The sequence below is a fragment of the Phaeobacter sp. JH20_29 genome (assembly GCF_048056175.1).
Classification (GTDB): domain Bacteria; phylum Pseudomonadota; class Alphaproteobacteria; order Rhodobacterales; family Rhodobacteraceae; genus Phaeobacter; species Phaeobacter bryozoorum.
Map to the genome: position 1 here is coordinate 403,124 of NZ_JAYMWO010000018.1, position 16,849 is coordinate 419,972.

16 protein-coding genes are annotated in these 16,849 nt (G+C 64.6%); 5 read left to right on the forward strand and 11 right to left on the reverse strand.

The annotated features are described in order from the left end of the window. Positions 1-17 precede the first annotated feature (17 nt). From VWZ85_RS16845 to VWZ85_RS16890, 10 genes are all read right to left on the reverse strand, one after another. Complete coding sequence (locus VWZ85_RS16845; RefSeq protein WP_416589227.1) at positions 18-1,112, reverse strand: DUF1513 domain-containing protein; 1,095 nt, start codon at positions 1,110-1,112, stop codon at positions 18-20. Between the two features lie 3 nt (positions 1,113-1,115). Next, positions 1,116-2,135 (reverse strand): imelysin family protein, encoded by a 1,020-nt coding sequence (locus VWZ85_RS16850; protein ID WP_416589383.1) that lies wholly within the window; start codon positions 2,133-2,135, stop codon positions 1,116-1,118. Between the two features lie 110 nt (positions 2,136-2,245). Continuing rightward, positions 2,246-3,880: a di-heme oxidoredictase family protein gene (locus VWZ85_RS16855; RefSeq protein ID WP_416589229.1), complete on the reverse strand. Its 1,635-nt coding sequence runs from the start codon at positions 3,878-3,880 to the stop codon at positions 2,246-2,248. A gap of 216 nt (positions 3,881-4,096) precedes the next feature. After that, positions 4,097-5,365, reverse strand: coding sequence for an imelysin family protein (locus VWZ85_RS16860; protein WP_416589231.1), 1,269 nt, complete (start codon positions 5,363-5,365; stop codon positions 4,097-4,099). Positions 5,366-5,443: 78 nt separating this feature from the next. Next, on the reverse strand, positions 5,444-5,950 hold the full coding sequence (locus VWZ85_RS16865; protein ID WP_416540493.1) for a hypothetical protein: 507 nt from the start codon (positions 5,948-5,950) through the stop codon (positions 5,444-5,446). Then, positions 5,947-6,114, reverse strand: coding sequence for a hemin uptake protein HemP (hemP, locus tag VWZ85_RS16870; RefSeq protein WP_317961085.1), 168 nt, complete (start codon positions 6,112-6,114; stop codon positions 5,947-5,949). The genes VWZ85_RS16865 and hemP overlap by 4 nt, the downstream gene beginning before the upstream one ends. A gap of 426 nt (positions 6,115-6,540) precedes the next feature. Then, complete coding sequence (gene metG, locus VWZ85_RS16875; RefSeq protein ID WP_340544907.1) at positions 6,541-8,259, reverse strand: methionine--tRNA ligase; 1,719 nt, start codon at positions 8,257-8,259, stop codon at positions 6,541-6,543. 107 nt (positions 8,260-8,366) lie between these two features. Then, a complete protein-coding gene (locus tag VWZ85_RS16880) occupies positions 8,367-9,590 on the reverse strand; it encodes an MFS transporter (RefSeq protein WP_340544909.1) in 1,224 nt (407 codons plus the stop codon). Between the two features lie 162 nt (positions 9,591-9,752). Further along, positions 9,753-10,154: a rhodanese-like domain-containing protein gene (locus VWZ85_RS16885; RefSeq protein WP_416589233.1), complete on the reverse strand. Its 402-nt coding sequence runs from the start codon at positions 10,152-10,154 to the stop codon at positions 9,753-9,755. A gap of 86 nt (positions 10,155-10,240) precedes the next feature. Next, positions 10,241-10,642 (reverse strand): rhodanese-like domain-containing protein, encoded by a 402-nt coding sequence (locus VWZ85_RS16890; protein ID WP_340544911.1) that lies wholly within the window; start codon positions 10,640-10,642, stop codon positions 10,241-10,243. Positions 10,643-10,822: 180 nt separating this feature from the next. On the opposite strand from VWZ85_RS16890, the gene VWZ85_RS16895 reads away from it, so the two are divergent. Then, entirely contained in the window at positions 10,823-11,866 is a 1,044-nt protein-coding gene (locus VWZ85_RS16895; RefSeq protein ID WP_416589235.1) for an aldo/keto reductase, read from the forward strand. Between the two features lie 68 nt (positions 11,867-11,934). On the opposite strand, the gene VWZ85_RS16900 is transcribed toward VWZ85_RS16895, so the two are convergent. Further along, positions 11,935-13,026, reverse strand: coding sequence for a GlxA family transcriptional regulator (locus VWZ85_RS16900; RefSeq protein WP_260114364.1), 1,092 nt, complete (start codon positions 13,024-13,026; stop codon positions 11,935-11,937). 132 nt (positions 13,027-13,158) lie between these two features. Here VWZ85_RS16900 and VWZ85_RS16905 point away from each other — a divergent pair, with 132 nt between their 5' ends. From VWZ85_RS16905 to VWZ85_RS16920, 4 genes are all read left to right on the forward strand, one after another. After that, a complete protein-coding gene (locus tag VWZ85_RS16905; RefSeq protein ID WP_416589237.1) occupies positions 13,159-14,076 on the forward strand; it encodes a 3-keto-5-aminohexanoate cleavage protein in 918 nt (305 codons plus the stop codon). Between the two features lie 127 nt (positions 14,077-14,203). Continuing rightward, positions 14,204-14,539 carry a hypothetical protein gene (locus VWZ85_RS16910; protein ID WP_416589239.1) on the forward strand — a complete coding sequence of 112 codons (336 nt, stop codon included), beginning with the start codon at positions 14,204-14,206 and terminating at the stop codon, positions 14,537-14,539. Next, positions 14,536-16,008 (forward strand): carnitine 3-dehydrogenase, encoded by a 1,473-nt coding sequence (locus tag VWZ85_RS16915; RefSeq protein ID WP_416589241.1) that lies wholly within the window; start codon positions 14,536-14,538, stop codon positions 16,006-16,008. The genes VWZ85_RS16910 and VWZ85_RS16915 overlap by 4 nt, the downstream gene beginning before the upstream one ends. Before the next feature lie 11 nt (positions 16,009-16,019). After that, positions 16,020-16,778 carry an SDR family oxidoreductase gene (locus VWZ85_RS16920; protein WP_416589243.1) on the forward strand — a complete coding sequence of 253 codons (759 nt, stop codon included), beginning with the start codon at positions 16,020-16,022 and terminating at the stop codon, positions 16,776-16,778. Positions 16,779-16,849 lie beyond the last annotated feature (71 nt).

The window sequence follows — 16,849 nt, forward strand, 5'->3', positions numbered from 1 at the left end:
CTTTCTGCTGGCGCGCGTCAGGGGATTGGAACCAGATGATTGTCCCAGGCGAGATCGGCCCGGCCCAGATGGGTCAGCGTGCCGTCGCGGATCGTGCTGACCTCACCGGCGCCGGTGGTCACGATAAAGCCCGCGCCCGCGCCAGTGAGTCCGCAGACGTCGGCCAGCCGGACCTCATGCCGCAGCGCGCCGCTGGCGCAGTCGGCGATCTGCACCACGCCGCCGCGTGGCGAGGTGACGGCGATCTGTGTTCCATCGCGGGAAAAGGCGAGGGAGCCGCCATAGCCATCAAGATTGCGCAGGCGGGGGTCATCCTCGGCCATCAGGCGGGGGGCGGAGCCGGGATTGTGCAGGCCGATGATTGGCAGATCGGCGCCCGCATCGCCCTGCCACTGCATCGCAAAGCCGACGGTGCCGGAGGCGCTGATGGCAAGGTGGCGGATCGAGTTCAGGCGCATGTCGGCGTTCAGGATCAGCTGGTCCTCCAGGGGGCCACCAAGGCTGAGGTAGCTGAGGTTGGGCTGCATCGTGGCGAGGTTCAGCTTTGCGCGGCCGCTGTCGGGGTGGGTCTGGATGCCGCCGTTGGCCACCACCAGATTGTGCTGGCCGTCAGGGCTGGTGCGCAGGCGGATATCATGCGGTCCGATCCCGCCGGAGGCATGATCGCCAATGCGGCGGTAGCCCGCGCTGGCGTCCCAGATCCCGATGCGACCATCGCCACTTTCATAGGCGTTTTCGGTGGTGAACAGATAGGCGCCGTCCGGTGAGAAGACGCCATGGCCGTAGAAATGATGCCCGGTCGGTGGCGTCAGCCGCGCCAGCGCCGCGCCGTTGCGGCAGTCGATCACATCTGCGAACTGGCCGGGGCGGCGGGCAAAGGCGACGGCTTCGGGGCGGCTCGGGTGTGCGGCTGCGGCATGGCCACGGGCGGGCAGGGCGTGGCGGAACAGGATGGCGCCGCCGCGGTCCAGACCGGCGAGGAGGAAGCTGCCATCGGGGGTTTTACCGGCGGCGAGATAGGCCGGCTGGCCAAGGTCGGCCCAGCTGGCCTGCGGGGCCATGCCTGCGGCGAGTAGACCGGCGAGAAAGCCGCGACGGGAGGGGCCTGCCATGGATCAATCCCCGTCGAGCGAGTTGAACCCGGCAGTGACGCCAAGGGCCGCGCCCAGCCGGGTGGAGATCAGGTCGCGCAGGTCGTTGATATCCTGCTGTAGGGCTTCGATGCGAAAGCGGCGGGCGGGATCGGCAACCCCGGCGAGGGACGGATCGTCCAGCGCGGAGGCGCGTTTCAGCGCCTTGGCAAAGCCTGCGTCGATATCCTGCATCAGCGCGGGGTCGCCCGCCGCAAGGGCAAGGGCAAGCGGTTCCATCGCGGCGAGGTTCAGCGCGATATGGCGCTGGCTGCGGGCGGAGCGGCGGGCCTCGGCGCGGTTGGGGCGGGGGGCGTCGAACTGGCCCAGCGGACGGCCCAGCCGCATGTCGGAGAGCACCTGAAACCCGGTGGTGAGGGTTTTGAACAGCTCCTGCCGGATTTCCGCCTGGGACCGGTAGCGATAGCCCGGCCCGGGGGTCACCAGCGTTGCGGCATAGCTGTTGTGCCAGTCGTTGCGGATCGCGGCACTGGTGCGGGCGATATCGCTGGAGATGGCCGCCACCAACGCGCAGCGTTGTGCGGCGCTGCCTTCGGTCTGCATGTCCGCATCGAACAGCAGATATTCCAGCGCATAGAACCCGCGCAGGGCCACCGATTGGCTGGCAAAGATCTCGGGGGTGGTCAGCTCTTCGCGCGGGGTTTCGGTGACGGCGCGGCGCAGGGTGCCGGGGATTTTGTTGCGGCTGTCGGGCCAGAAGGCGAGGGCAAAGGCACGATTGTCGGTTTCGGTGGGACCAAAGCGCAGATGGCTGACTTTGATCCAGGCATCAAAGGCACGGCCAAAGGCATCGCGCAGGGCCGGATCATCCGGGGTGCAGTGGCGGGCGCCGACCTCTGCCAGGGTGGTGCTATGGGTGGCCAGCTCGTCAAAGCCGGGGAGGATGTGGTGGGTCAGGATCCAGTCCACCTGAAGCGCGCGGCTGAGCGACGCGGGCGGCAGCTCCGGCGCGGTGATCTGAAGCGGCGCCGCGGTCTGGGCCATCAGCGGCGGCGCGGGGAGGGTTGCGCCAAGGGTTGCGGCCAGAGCGAGACCGGTGAGGAGCGCGCGGCAGCGGCGCGATGGCGCGGGGGTGGCGTTGGGGGATGCGGGCATCAGAGCGACTCCAGAAAGCGGATCAGATCGGCGCGGCCTTCGGGCGCAAGGCCCACCACGGTGTCTCGGGCGGATTGGGCTTCGCCGCCATGCCAGAGGATTGCCTCCAGCAGGGTGCGGGCGCGACCATCATGCAGGAAACCTGCGCGGGGATTGACCTGCTGCACCAGCCCCAGCCCCCAGAGCGGCGCGGTGCGCCATTCGCGCCCGGTGGCGCGGGCTTCGGGGCGGTTGTCGGCAAGGCCGTCGCCCATGTCATGCAGCAAGAGGTCGCTATAGGGCCAGATCAGCTGGAAGCTCTGCGCGGGTTGCGCCTCCAGCCGGTTGGTGACGAATTTCGGTGTATGACAGCTGGTGCAGCCTGCGCCGTAGAACTGCGCCTTGCCGCGCAGCACGGCGGGGTCGTCCGGGGTGCGGCGCGCTGGCACGCCGAGGTTGCGGCTGTAGAAGGTGACCAGATCCATATTGGGCTGGTCGATCTCGGTCTCGCGGATGTCATCACCGCCATGGGGCGCGCTGCGGCAGCTGGTCTGTGCGGTGGTGCAATCGCCTGCATGGGCAGGAAACAGCGGCGTGGAGATGCCGATATCGCCGGAGAAGGCGGCGGCGGATTGTTCATGCACCGTGGGCTGCCCGGCCTTGTAGCCAAAGCGGCCGAGCATGATCCGGTTGTGTTCCACCGACCAGACCAGATTGGCGCGCCCGGAGATGCCGTCGCCGTTGCTGTCATCCTCGTCGGCGCCCGCCAGAATGTCGGCGGCCGGGATCGCCTCCAGCAGGCCGAGGCCGATCATGCTGGGGGCGACGCGGGGGGAGAGCATGGCATCGGGGTGCAGCGGGCCATAGCCGAGGGTATTGGCGCTGTACTCGGGGCGTTGCAGGGTGGCGGTCTCGCCGCCTGCAAGTGCGATGGTGTCTTCGGTGTAGGTGACGCCGAGGCGGTATTCCGGGGCGATGCCGGGGGCGGAGAAATCCTGCATCTGGCCGCCATAGGTCGGCTCTGGCGCGGTGCCGATATAGTCGGCGATGGTTTGCATCTGCTCTGGCACCGGGCCGGGAACAGAGACGCGCAGGAACATCGTGGTCGAGGCATAGTCCGGCCTATCCGGCACATGGCCGCGCCCGTCCTTCAGGTGGCAGCGCTGGCAGGCGCGGGAATTGTAGAGCGGGCCCAGCCCGTCGGAGGCGAGGGTGGAGGCGGGGGAGAAGACCCAGATTTTCTTGAACAGCCCGTTGCCGAGCTTGAATTCCAGCTCTTCCTCGAAGCTGAGATTGGCGCTGTGCTGCGAAAACGCCTCGTCATCGGTGCGGGCGCGGACGGTGGCGGCCCCTGCGGGCAGCGCCTCATAGGGTTCGGTCCGGTCGAACTGATCTGCCGGGCGGGTGACGGCGCGGATGCGGGTCTGTTCCTGGGCGGTGCGGGGAAGGGTGGCGAGATGCGCGTCAGTCAGAATGTCAAAGGGGGAGGATTGGCGCGCCGTGGTATTGGCAACATCCCCGGTGAGGGTCTTTGACAGCGGGGTGGCCTGCGGATTTGCCGAGGCGGGCGCAAGCGGCGCGGCCAGTGCGATCAGGCTGAGCCCCACCACGAGGGAGGGCAGGCGCGGACGGCAGGGCGGCGGGACAACTCGCATACGGGCAGGACAACTTTTCTTGGGCGGGCGCTGTGCCTCCTTTCCATGGATAGGGGGAACCGCAGCTGGCATCAACTCTTGCCGGGGCACTAAAGTGCCCCGGTGGGCCGGGGCGGGTCCGGGGGGCAGCGGACCGGCGGGCCGACCCCCGGATAGAGGGGCCACGCGATGCGCGGCCCCTGCCTGATCAGTGCTGCTGGCGCAGCGTTTTCGAGGTTACTGGAAAACCGCCGATGGGTTGTCGAGCGAGTCGGAGCCTTCGATGGCGACGCCGTCGAGGTCCAGCGCTGTGACCACCCGTTCGATGGAGCGGGTCTGATCGACCAGACCGTTGACGCCGCCCATGATCAGCGCCTCGCCGGCCTCATTGCCCTGTTCCAGCATCTGGTCGTAGGAGAAACCAGCCTCGGCTGCGGTTTTGATCTGACCCAGCGCACGCATGGTGGTCGCAAGCTTGCTGCGCATTTCAGCGTCCAGCTCCGGGTCAATATCCTGCACCAGATCGGAGAGCGAGGCGCCGGAGACCAGGCTGCCATCGGCGCGGATATATTCGCCGAGATAGACATTCTGCACGCCCAGACCGTCGTAGTAGTGGCTGTTGTGGGTATTGTCGGAGAAGCAGTCATGCTCTTCCTCGGGGTCGTTCAGCATCAGGCCAAGGCGCATACGTTCGCCTGCGGTCTCGCCGTAGGAGAGTGAGCCCATGCCGGTCAGCATGGCGGTGATGCCTGCGTTTTCGTCCGACAGAAGCGTGGTTCTGGCCTCGCCTTCGCTGTCCCATTGCGCGGCCATCCATTGCAGATCGGAGATCAGCAGATCGGTCGCCGCCTTCAGGTAGTCGCCCCGGCGGTCGCAGTTGCCGTTGGTGCAGTCCTCGCCTGCGGCGAAATCGGTCCAGGCGCGGGTGCCTGCGCCATGGTCGGTGCCGTTCAAGTCCTGCCCCCAGAGCAGGAATTCGATCGCGTGATAGCCGGTGGCGACATTGGCCTCGACGCCGTCGGCCTCATGCAGGGTGGTTTCCAGCAGTTCGGGGGTGATGGTGCTGGCGTCGATGGTGGTGCCGGACAGCTCGAAGCTCGGATTGGCGATGATGTTCAGCGCGGCGAGGGTGTTTTCATCGGTCGGACCGCCATAGCTGGCATCGACATAATCAATCAGGCCTTCATCCAGCGGCCAGGCGTTCACCTTGCCTTCCCAGTCGTCAACGATGGCATTACCAAAGCGGAACACCTCGGACTGCTGATACGGCACGCGGGCGGCGAGCCAGGCCTTGCGGGCGGCTTCCAGCGCCTCGGCGGAGGGTTCAGCGATCAGGCTGTCCACGGCTGTTTGCAGGGTTTTGGCGGTTTCAAGGCTGTCCTGGTATTTGGCCTGGGCAATATTTGCGTAGGTGGTCAGCACCTCAGCCTTGTCGGCCGCAAAAGCGGGAGCCGCAACTGTGGCGAGCGCTGCAACAGCGGTGCCTGCGAGGAAATGCGATGTCATCTGGTTGGTCCTTAGGTGGTCGTCGAAACGGGTAAAGTGGAACGGGTTAAGCGACGGGTGCCGGTCGGCGCCGGACCGTCAGTGAAGAGTTGCCGACAGCGGGGTGAGCGGTGCCGGATGCGCGGAGGGGCGGGCCTGCCGATCCGCGAGCTGGTCGAGTACCAGGCCGATCTTGGCGGCGAGAACGGTGGCGCGCTGCGCCTGTCGGGGCTGCACCATCAGCGCGGCAAAGAGATTGGCATCCTCATATTCGCCACGCGCGGCAGCGGCGACCAGATTGGCAAAGCAGTTTTCGTCAGCGCCAAGGCAGGTGCAGGTCATCCCGTGGCGCACCAGCGGGCGGCGGCCTTCGGTCACGCAGAAGTTGCAGAGGCGGCCAAAATTCTCATAGGTCTGACGGCCAAGAACCGGGCCAAGCAGGTCTTGCAGCTGGTGGCGCAGGGCGATGCGGGTTTCGGCCCCGCTGAACCAGTGGCGCAGATGGCGCACGACCATGGCTTCCAGGGCGGGCAAGTCGGTCAGCAGACCAACAGTGGCCCCGCCCCGTGAGACCGCAGATGCGGCTGTTGCAGTATTGGAAATCATTTTGTCAGGATCAGCTTTCCGGCGCGGGTGATCCGCAGGCTGTAGATCTGGCCGTTGAGCAGAATGCGGGCCTGGTTCCCGCCACGGGCCAGTTCCTCGGCGTGGTAGGTTGGGAAGACTTCGGTGGCCGCAGTTGTCGTGGTGGTGGCGTGGTCAAAATTCATCTGGTTCATCAGGGTCACCCGTTTCTGTTTTCCGACCGATCCAGATACCATTCCAGGCAAAACCCCTGATCGCCGCGCGGCAGCCCGTAGGCGTTCAGGCTGTGCGGTATGCTCCGGCCCTCGGCGGGGCGGTGGCGCAGGGAAAAGAATTGCAGAAGAAACGACACTGGACGATCTCGGTTGAATTGCTATCAGTCGGGCTGGCTGCACAATCACAGGTTGGCTGAACTGCGCTAAACCTGACCGATTTAATCGGAATCGTCAACCTGACTTTTTTAGTCAGATTAAGGTTTTTTGCGCGCCTTGATATTTTTCAGCGCGCAGGTGTGGGTGGTGGCGGTGCCGGGTGGAATGGCCCGCATCCGACGAAAAAGGCCGCTCCCGGTGGAGCGGCCTTGGTCTTTGTCACGGGGCGCGGCCCTGAGATCAGTCGCGGGTGCCGGAGAAGCGCTCCTGCCAGTCTTCGCGCTGTTCGTCGGTGATCTTGGCAAAGAGCACCTCCGGCACGGTGAAGGCATGACCTGCGGGCAGCGCGCTGAGGGCGGCGGCCACATCGTCGGGCCAGCTGCGATCCTCGGTCTGAAGGGCGGCCAGCAGACGCTCGGTCGCGTCGGGGATGAAGGGGGCGGACAGCACCGCATAGAGCCGGATCAGGTTCAGCCCCAGACGCACCTGAGCGGCGGCCTGATCGGGGTCGGTTTTGAAGACGGACCAGGGGGCTACGGATTGCAGGTATTCATTGCCTGCGACCCAGATCGCCCGCAGCTCCTGCGCGGATTTGCGCACATCCATGGCAGCCATATGGCCCTCATAGGCGGTGACGCGGGTGCTGATTTCGTCAATCAGCGCCTGTTCGGCCTCGCCGTAGTCATTGCCTGCGGGAACCGCCTCGCCGTATTTGGAGCGGCAGAATTTTGTGATGCGGCTGACAAAGTTGCCAAGCACGTCGGCCAGATCCTTGTTGACCGATTGCTGGAAATTCTCCCAGGTGAATTCGGAATCACTGCTTTCCGGCGCATGGCTCAGCAGCCACCAGCGCCAGTAATCGGCGGGCAGGATGTCCAGCGCCTGATCCATGAACACACCGCGCCCCTGCGAGGTGGAGAACTGGCCGCCGTCATAGTTCAGGTAGTTGAAGGATTTGAGGTGGTCGACCATCTTCCACGGCTCACCCGAGCCAAGGATGGTGGCCGGGAAGGAGAGGGTGTGGAAGGGGACGTTGTCCTTGCCCATGAACTGGACGTATTTCACATCCTCAGCGCCCTTGTCGGTGCGCCACCAGCGTTCCCAATCGGCGTCGGTCTTGCCGTTGGCGTCGGCCCATTCCTTGGCGCAGGCGATGTATTCGATGGGGGCATCGAACCAGACGTAGAACACCTTGCCCTCCATGCCGGGCCAATCTTCATCGCCTTTCTTGACCGGGACGCCCCAGTCGAGATCGCGGGTAATGCCGCGGTCCTGAAGGCCGTCGCCGTCATGCAGCCATTTCTTGGCAATCGAGGTGGTGAGGACCGGCCAGTCCTTCTTGGAGTCGATCCAGGCATCCAGCTGGTCCTTCAGCTGCGACTGGCAGAGGTACAGGTGCTTGGTCTCGCGCACTTCCAGATCGGTGGAGCCGGAGATCGCGGAGCGCGGGTCGATCAGATCGGTCGGGTCCAGCTGCTTGGTGCATTCCTCGCATTGGTCGCCGCGCGCCTTCTCATGGCCGCAGTTGGGGCAGGTGCCTTCGATATAGCGGTCGGGCAGGAAGCGGCCGTCGGCGTGGGAATAGACCTGTTTTTCGGTCACTTCTCGGATCAGACCCTGTTCGGCCAGCTTGCCTGCGAAATGCTGGGTCAGCGCATGGTTCTGCGCACTGGAGGAACGGCCGAAGTGGTCAAAGCTGAGGCCAAACCCCTTGGCAATACCGGCCTGGACCTCGTGCATTTCGGCACAGTATTCCGCCACCGGCTTGCCTGCCTTGGCGGCGGCCAGTTCGGCGGGGGTGCCGTGTTCGTCGGTGGCGCAGAGGAACATCACCTCATGGCCGCGCGCCCGCTGGTAGCGGGCATAGAGATCTGCGGGCAGCTGACTGCCGACCAGATTGCCCAGATGCTTGATCCCGTTGATATAGGGGATCGCCGAGGTAATGAGAAAGCGCGCCATATCATCCATCCAACTAAAGCTCTGCTGGCCCGTCTAGCGCATGGCGCTGCCGCCGAAAACCCCGTGGTGCGCTTTGCCGCCATTTTCCCGTATCGGGTCGCGGCGGGCTAGCGGCGCTCGCGGGAGCGTTTCAGCAGGCGGCCAATGGTGAAGGAGGTGCGCGGCGCATAGACATAGCGTGTGCGATCCTCGGGGGCGGGGCGGGCGCGCATCCGCAGCAGGCCAAAGACGATCAGCCCAAGGTGGCCCACGGCGACAAAGGCAAACAACGCGCCGGGACCGTAGTTTTCGATCAGCGCCGAGGTGATCAGCGGCGAGGCGATGGCACCAAGGGCGTAGAAGAACATCAGCGCGGCGGAGAGTTCGACGCGCTGCTGCGAGGTGGCAAAGTCGTTAGCGTGTGCGGCCGAGACCGAGAAGATCGGCATGGTGGTAAAACCGAAGAAGGCGGCAGAGGCCATCACCGCCAATGTGCCCATGCCGCTGGCCGCCATGGTGACGCCACAGGACAGGATCGCCACCACCGACAGCCAGATCAGAACCCAGCGGCGGTCGTATTTGTCGGCCAGCCAGCCGAGCGGATATTGCGCCAGCGCACCGCCCAGAACAAAGGTGGCGAGGAAGAAGGCGATCTGGCCGACCTCCAGACCGACCTCCTGACCGTAGATCGGCCCCACCATACGGAAGGAGGCTGAGCTGAGCGCGGCGACGATCACCCCCGCGACGGCGAGTGGCGAGCAGGCCCAGGCCAGTTTCGGGCGCAGGCGCGGGGCGTCGGGGATCTCCGGCTGGCTCGCCTTGGTCATGGTGAGCGGCAGCAGCGCGGCACAGCAGAGGATGGCCAGCAGGTTGTAGGACACGTAGGAGGCCGGCGGCAGCACCGCGATCAGCAGCTGCGCCGCGAGCGAGGCGGAGAGATCCGCGATCCGGTAGGTGCCCATGGCGCGGCCACGGCTTTCATTGGTGACCTTGGCGTTCAGCCAGGCTTCGATCACCGTGTAGCAGCCCGCAACGCAGAGGCCGGAGGCCATGCGCATCACGGCCCAGGCCATTGGATCCTCGGTCAGGGTGTGGCCGATCAGCCCCATGGCGCCGAGCGCGGTACAGACGGCAAAGGCGCGGCTGTGGCCGACATTGCCCATCAGGCGCGGCACCCACCAGCAGCCGACGAAAAAGCCAAGGAAATGCGCCGAGCCGAGAAAGCCGATCTGCTCCTTGTCAAAGCCAAGCGTCAGGCCAGAGATCGCGTCCAGCGGGCCAACGCCGCCGGTCGACAGTTGCAACAGGATCACCGAAAGAAACAGCGCCGCAAAGGAAATCATCATCCGCATAATGGCCAGTCATGACCGCTGCGCCGCGGGATTGCACGGGTGTTTCCGACATTTGCCGGTCAGGAATGTCGTATTGTGCAGCGGCGCGGCAGATTTGCCGCGCAGGCCTGTCAGGCGCGGGTTATTCCGGTGCAGGTCGTTCCGGCGCAGGTGGGGTGCGGGTCAGTCGTCGCGCTGGGCGATTTCGCCGCCGGCCTTGCTCCATGCGGTAAAACCGCCCTCAAGGTGCATCACCGGTCCGAGCCCCATCTCCATCGCCGCCTTGGCGGCCAGCGCGGAGCGCCAGGCGCTGGCACAGTAGAAGACATAGGTCTTGTCCTGATTGAACACCGGTTTGTGGTAGGGGCTGTCCGGGTCGATCCAGAATTCCAGCATCCCGCGCGGGCAGGAAAAGGCGCCTGGAATCATGCCGCTGGCCTGCAATTCGCGGATATCGCGCAGGTCGATGAAGGCATAGGCGTCATCATGGATGGCCTCTTTTGCGGCCTCCACGGACATAGTGTCCACGACGGCGTTGGCCTCGTCAAGGAGCGCCTTGACGCCTTTTGTGATGGTTTGCGGCATGCTGTGCTCCCTCTGGCTGTCAGAGGCACAGGCTGCCGGGTTTTGCGCGGGGTGACAAGCACCGCTTGTCCGGTATCAGCCGGTATTTACCACTTGTAAGGGATGGCATCGCCCCCGTCGGCGATCCAGGCATCAAAGCCGCCTTTCAAAAAGACCACCCGCTGCAATCCCATTTCCAGCGCGGTGCTGGCAGCCAGGGCCGACCGCCATCCGTTGTCACAATAGAAGATGAAGGCCCGATCCTCGGCAAAGACCGGTTTGTGGTAGGGGCTGGAAGGATCAATCCAGAACTCCATCAGGCCGCGCGGGCAGGACAGGGCGCCGGGGATGACGCCGGTGCGTTCAACTTCGCGGATTACCCGCAGGTCGACAAACAGGCTGTCGTCACGGCCATGCAAATCTGCCGCCTCTGCCGGGGAAATCGACACCACGATGGCTTCAGCTTCTGCGATCAGGTCTTTGTAGCTTTTGGACATAGAGAACGTCATGTTGTCACTCTCCTTTTCTAGATTTGCGACAATTTTAATCATATCATATCCATCGTGTTTCACGTCTGGATTGTGCATGAAAGGTTAACGCCCTGATGCACGACGGAGGCGATCTGGTTGCACTGGGCCGCGGGTGGGCTAGGGTCTGTTGCGAGTTGCAACACGAAGGATCTGCGCGAAATGAAAAAGAACCCGCTTGGCCGCACCGGTATGGAGGTGTCGCGTATCTGTCTTGGCACCATGACCTTTGGCACCCAGACGGATGAGTCTGACGCCCATGCGCAGATCGACCTGGCGCTGGCGGCGGGGGTGAATTTTCTGGATACCGCCGAGATGTACCCGGTGAATCCGATCAGCGCCGAGACGATCGGGGACAGCGAGGCGATCATCGGCAATTGGAATGCCCGCAGCGGGCGGCGCGGGGATTACATCCTGGCGACCAAACATTCCGGCGAGGGGTTGCAGGCGGTGCGCGATGGCGCTGCGATCACCGCAGAGACCATTCCGGCCACCGTCGAGGGATCGCTGCGGCGGCTGCAGACGGATTATATCGACCTCTATCAGTTTCACTGGCCCAATCGGGGCAGCTATATGTTCCGCAAGAACTGGCAGTATGATCCGGGTGGCGATGACCGGGCCGAGGTGCTGGACAATATGGCCGGCTGCCTGGAGGCGCTGAAAGCGCAGGTGGACAAGGGCAATATCCGCGCCTTTGGTCTGTCCAACGAAAGCGCCTGGGGCACGGCGCACTGGCTGCGGCTGGCGGAGGAGATGGGCGGGCCACGGGTGGCCTCGATCCAGAATGAATACTCGCTGCTGTGCCGTCTATACGATACCGATCTGGCGGAGCTGAGCGCCTATGAGGACGTCGGGCTGCTGGCATTTTCACCGCTGGCAACGGGCTTGCTCACGGGGAAATATCAGGATGGTGCGGTGCCTGAGGCCTCCCGCAAGACGCTGAACCCGGAACTGGGCGGGCGTGATACGCCGCGGGTCTATCCGGCGGTAGCCGCCTATCTGGAGATTGCCGCGCGCCATGGTCTGGACCCGGTGCATATGGCGCTGGCCTGGTGCCATACCCGGCCGTTCATGGCGTCGGCCATTCTGGGTGCCACCACGCTGCCGCAGCTGGAGCACGCGCTGGCGGGCGATGATCTGACGCTGTCGCCGGAGGTGATGGACGAGATCGACGCGGCCCATCGCGCCCATCCGATGCCTTATTGATCTGGCGGTGCTGCTGGCAGAACGGGCACGCCCGCCGGGGCGTCCGTTCTGATCTGCAAAAGGCTCAGTCAGTAAGAACCGGTTGAGTGCCGTGGCAGCGGTCCGCTCTGGCGCAGCGAGGTCTGGCCCTGCGACAGGGGGGCTTGGCTGAACAGCGGTTTGCTTGCCGCCAGACGTGGCGTTGCGGCGGTTGCGAGGCTGGTCTGGCGCAGTTCGCGCGCGGTGATGCCATGGGCGGTGCGGAAGGCGCGGGCAAAGCTCGACTGCGAGTTGAAGCCGGTGGCCAGCGCGACCTCCATGATCGGCAGATCGGTGTCGGTCACCAGTCGGCGTGCCTCGGCCAGACGCAGTTGCAGATAATGGTCCTGCGGCGTCGTATTCAGCCGCAGGCGGAACTGCTGTTGCAGGCTGCGGGTGCTGGTTCCCAGTTCCTCGGCAATCTCGCTGAGCGGTTTGGGATCGTCCAGCGCGGCCTCCATCAGGGCGTTGGCCCGTGCCGTGAGCGAGGAATGTCTGGAGCTGCCAAGGCGGCTTTGTGGCCGTTCGGTCGAGCCGGGGCCATCGTAGAGGAACAGGCCGGCCACGCGTGAAGCAAAGCCCGCACCATGACGGCTGCCGATGATATGCAGCATCATCTCGATCGCCGGGGTCGCCCCGCCGGAGGTCATCCGCCCCTCGGAGAGCGTGAAGCGATCGTTGCGGCTTTGCACGCCCGGAAAGCGGCTGGCGAAATTGTCCAGATCTTCCCAATGTGTCGTCGCGGGGTGGCCGTCCAGCAGGCCGGCCTCGGCCATCAGCCAGGGGCCGCCGTCGATGCCCGCGATGGTCGCGCCACCTGCCGCCAGACGGCGCAGACCGGCGAGCAGGCTGGGGGTCGCATGGCGCGCGAGCTGGAAGCCGGCGATCACGATCAGCAATTCGCAGCTTTGCAGCCGGGCCAGCGGGATGCCGGGCACCGAGAGGCCGCTGGTCAGCATCGCAGGCTCGCTGGTGGCGGTGACATAGTCCCAGTCGAATGCGCCGCGACCTGCCAGCCGATTGGCCGCGCGCATCGGATCGACGGCAGCGGCGAAGGACAGCGTATTGCTCTCATCAAGCACCAAAACAGCGGTTTTTAGCGGCTGATTCTCGGGCTGGAGGATGTTTTTTGCGGATTTCATCAAGTTCGATTCGCATGTTGACTAGTGGGTGCACCAAGGCTGCGGCACTGTTGAAAGCAACACAAACAGGAATCTGGGGGCAGGCTTGGGGATAACTCGGGCACAACCCTGTACATCGAGGGGAAAACCAAAATGCCTCTGAATATGGCCAAAAACGTCTTTATCACCTGCGCCGTGACCGGCTCTGGCAGCACCCAGGATCGCAGCCCGCATGTGCCCAGATCGCCCCAGGCGATTGCCGAAAGCGCCATTGCGGCGGCCAAGGCCGGGGCGGCGATCGTGCATTGCCACGTGCGTGATCCCGAGACCGGTGCCCCCAGCCGACGGCTGGATCTGTACCGCGAGGTGACCGAGCGGATCCGCGATGCGGATGTCGATGTGGTGCTGAACCTGACAGCGGGCATGGGCGGTGACATGGTGTTTGGCGACACCGAAAACCCGCTGCCGCTGAGCGAGGCTGGCACCGATATGATCGGCGCCACCGCCCGGATGGCGCATGTGGCGGAGTGCCTGCCGGAGATCTGCACGCTGGATTGCGGCACGATGAACTTCGCCGAGGCCGATTACGTGATGACCAACACGCCGGGCATGTTGCGCGCCATGGGCCAGATGATGACCGATCTGGGGGTGAAGCCGGAGATCGAAGCCTTCGACACCGGTCATCTGTGGTTCGCCAAGGAGCTGGTGAAGGAAGGCGTGCTGAACAGCCCGGCGCTGGTCCAGCTGTGCATGGGGGTCCCCTGGGGCGCGCCCAATGACCTCAACACCTTCATGGCGATGGTGAACAATGTGCCGGGTGACTGGGACTGGTCGGCGTTCTCGCTGGGGCGCGATCAGATGGCCTATGTGGCGGCCTCCGTGTTGGCGGGCGGCAATGTGCGGGTGGGTCTTGAGGACAACCTGTGGCTCGGCAAGGGGCAGCTGGCGGAAAACTGGCAGCTGGTCGAACGGGCGGGCACCATCATCGAGAACATGGGGGCCCGTGTGATGGGGCCGCAGGACGTGCGGGAGCAGCTGGGTCTGGTGAAACGCGCACCGGTGGCGACGTAAGCATTCAAAACCGGGGGTGACTGCGTGCACCCTCTGTGCACCCCCTGTGCACCGGCCAATTGGCCCTGCTTGAACTTGGCAGCGAAAACCCAATGATGCGAATCATAACCAAAAAGGGGATTTCAGCATGGTTTTGGTAATGACGCTTCCGTTTGCAGGGATTGTTGGTCTTTCTGCCTTTCTTCAGGCAAGCGATGGCGGATGGAGGTACTTTGCCGCCGCGGTCGCCATGATGGCTGCAGCGTTGGCCGCTCCGGCATTTCTTCATGAGGGCTGGCAACAGAATGGGCAAATTGCGTTTCTCGTGGGAAGCGGTTTCAACGCAGGTGCATTGGTGTTGGCGGGCGCAGTGATCGGTTTGATCGGCAAGCGAATCAGTACAGCGGGAAAAGTAGGAGGCGTGGGATTTCTTGTCGGTATTGCCACGCTATGGACCTGGACTTGGATGAGTATTCTGACATGAAAACAGCAGCAATCATCGGCGGCGGGGTTATCGGCGGCGGCTGGGCCGCGCGGTTCCTGCTGAATGGCTGGAACGTGCGGGTGTTCGACCCGGACCCGGAAGCGGAGCGCAAGATCGGCGAAGTGCTGGGGAATGCCCGCCGGAGCTTGCCCGGCCTTGGCAATGTGGCATTGCCTGCGGAGGGCAGCCTGACCTTCCATGACACCATTGCGGAGGCCGTGGACGGCGCGGCATGGATCCAGGAAAGCGTGCCGGAGCGGCTGGACCTGAAACAGAAGGTTTATGCCGAGCTGCAGGCGCATTGCGCGCCGGATGCGGTGATCGGCTCCTCCACCTCGGGCTTCAAGCCGTCGCAGCTGCAGGACGGGCGCGAGAATCCCGGCCAGATCGTGGTCGCGCATCCGTTCAACCCGGTCTACCTGCTGCCGCTGGCGGAGCTGGTCACCACCGGGGCCAACCCGGCGGGTGTTGTCGACCGGGCCAAGGCGATCATCACCGAGATCGGCATGTACCCGCTGCACCTGAAGAAAGAGATCGACGCCCATGTGGCGGATCGCTTTCTGGAGGCAGTCTGGCGCGAGGCGCTGTGGCTGGTCAAGGACGGTATCGCCACCACCGAGGAGATCGACAACGCGATCCGCTATGGCTTTGGCATCCGCTGGGCGCAGATGGGTCTGTTCGAGACCTACCGGGTGGCGGGCGGCGAGGCGGGCATGAAGCATTTCATGGCGCAGTTCGGACCCTGCCTCAGCTGGCCGTGGACTAAGCTGATGGATGTGCCGGAGTTCACCGATGAGCTGGTCGACCTGATCGCGGGCCAGTCGGACGAACAGTCCGGCCAGTATTCGATCCGAGAGCTTGAGCGGCACCGGGATGACAACCTGGTCGGCATGATGCGGGCGCTGGGCGCAAACAACTGGGGTGCGGGCGCGCTGCAGAACAGTCATGACCTGAACCGCGAGGGCGAGGCCGGGCTGGTGCGCGCGATCGGGGACCTGAAAGACCTGAGCCAGCCGGTTCTGACCCAGAGCCGCGTGGTGCCGCTGGATTGGACCGATTACAACGGCCATATGACCGAGAGCCGCTATCTGGATGCGTTCGCGCAGTCCACCGACCGGCTGATGATGATCATCGGCTGCGATGCGGAGTATATCGCCAGTGGCGGCAGCTATTTCACCGCTGAGACCCATATCCGCCACATCGACGAGGTGCACGCGGGTGATCCGATCCAGGTGCGGACACGGGTGATCATGGGCGCTGGCAAGAAGATGCACCTGTGGCATGAGATGTATTCGGGCGAGCGTCTGCTGGCGACCGGCGAGCATATGCTGCTGCACGTGGACCTTGCGACCCGCCGCTCTGCTCCGCCTGCGCCGCATATCGAGGCCAATCTGGTGAAGCTGGCCGAGGCTCATGCGGCGCTGCCCGCGCCCGACGGGCTGGGCCGCGCCATCGGCGCGCCACGGTGAGTACCGAGGGCATGAGCCGGGTTCTGATCACCGCCGGCGGGTCAGGAATTGGCCGCGCCCTGGCCGAGGGCTTTGCCGCCGCCGGGCATCAGGTCTGGGTCACGGATGTGAGCGCCGTCGCACTGGCAGACGTGCCGGAGGGCTGGAGGGCGACGGCAGTGGATGCCACCGATGAGGCGGGCGTCAAGGCGCTGTTTGCGGAGATCGCTGACGCCTGGGGCGGGCTCGATGTGCTTTGTGCCAATGCGGGCATCGCTGGGCCGACCGCATTGATCGAGGATATTGCGCTGGAGGACTGGCGCAAATGCGTGAGCGTCAATCTGGAGGGCTGCTTTCTGGCGGCGAAATACGCCGCACCTTTGATGAAGGCGGCAAAGGCCGGGTCGATCATCGTGACATCCTCAACTGCCGGGCAGTACGGTTATCCGAACCGGGCACCTTATTGTTCGGCCAAATGGGCAGTGATCGGGCTGATGAAGACGCTGGCGATGGAGCTTGGCCCCTTTGGCATCCGCGCCAATGTGATCTGTCCCGGCGCGGTGGAAGGCCCGCGGATGGAAGGGGTGCTGGAGCGCGAGGCGGCGGCCAAGGGCATGACCCGGGATGAGGTCTATACGGGCTATGCCTCCGGCACCTCGATGGGACGGTTTGTCGAGGCCAGCGACATTGCCAATATGGCGGTTTTTCTGGGGTCGGACGCGGCGCGGCTGGTATCGGGGCAGGTGATTGCGGTTGATGGCCACACGGAGAATCCGGACCCGAAGCTGTGACGGTGGAGTGGCGGGCGGAAACGCTTGCCCAACGGTGAAATGTTCTGCCCGGCTGCAAGGCAGGCGCAGCC

Bases quoted from the DNA above. Each gene is read 5' to 3' on its own strand.
- VWZ85_RS16845 (WP_416589227.1), bottom strand. From the start codon at position 1,112: ATGGCAGGCCCCTCCCGTCGCGGCTTTCTCGCCGGTCTACTCGCCGCA.
- VWZ85_RS16850 (WP_416589383.1), bottom strand. From the start codon at position 2,135: ATGGCCCAGACCGCGGCGCCGCTTCAGATCACCGCGCCGGAGCTGCCG.
- VWZ85_RS16855 (WP_416589229.1), bottom strand. From the start codon at position 3,880: ATGCGAGTTGTCCCGCCGCCCTGCCGTCCGCGCCTGCCCTCCCTCGTG.
- VWZ85_RS16860 (WP_416589231.1), bottom strand. From the start codon at position 5,365: ATGACATCGCATTTCCTCGCAGGCACCGCTGTTGCAGCGCTCGCCACA.
- VWZ85_RS16865 (WP_416540493.1), bottom strand. From the start codon at position 5,950: ATGATTTCCAATACTGCAACAGCCGCATCTGCGGTCTCACGGGGCGGG.
- hemP (WP_317961085.1), bottom strand. From the start codon at position 6,114: ATGAATTTTGACCACGCCACCACCACGACAACTGCGGCCACCGAAGTC.
- metG (WP_340544907.1), bottom strand. From the start codon at position 8,259: ATGGCGCGCTTTCTCATTACCTCGGCGATCCCCTATATCAACGGGATC.
- VWZ85_RS16880 (WP_340544909.1), bottom strand. From the start codon at position 9,590: ATGCGGATGATGATTTCCTTTGCGGCGCTGTTTCTTTCGGTGATCCTG.
- VWZ85_RS16885 (WP_416589233.1), bottom strand. From the start codon at position 10,154: ATGCCGCAAACCATCACAAAAGGCGTCAAGGCGCTCCTTGACGAGGCC.
- VWZ85_RS16890 (WP_340544911.1), bottom strand. From the start codon at position 10,642: ATGACGTTCTCTATGTCCAAAAGCTACAAAGACCTGATCGCAGAAGCT.
- VWZ85_RS16895 (WP_416589235.1), top strand. From the start codon at position 10,823: ATGAAAAAGAACCCGCTTGGCCGCACCGGTATGGAGGTGTCGCGTATC.
- VWZ85_RS16900 (WP_260114364.1), bottom strand. From the start codon at position 13,026: ATGAAATCCGCAAAAAACATCCTCCAGCCCGAGAATCAGCCGCTAAAA.
- VWZ85_RS16905 (WP_416589237.1), top strand. From the start codon at position 13,159: ATGCCTCTGAATATGGCCAAAAACGTCTTTATCACCTGCGCCGTGACC.
- VWZ85_RS16910 (WP_416589239.1), top strand. From the start codon at position 14,204: ATGGTTTTGGTAATGACGCTTCCGTTTGCAGGGATTGTTGGTCTTTCT.
- VWZ85_RS16915 (WP_416589241.1), top strand. From the start codon at position 14,536: ATGAAAACAGCAGCAATCATCGGCGGCGGGGTTATCGGCGGCGGCTGG.
- VWZ85_RS16920 (WP_416589243.1), top strand. From the start codon at position 16,020: ATGAGCCGGGTTCTGATCACCGCCGGCGGGTCAGGAATTGGCCGCGCC.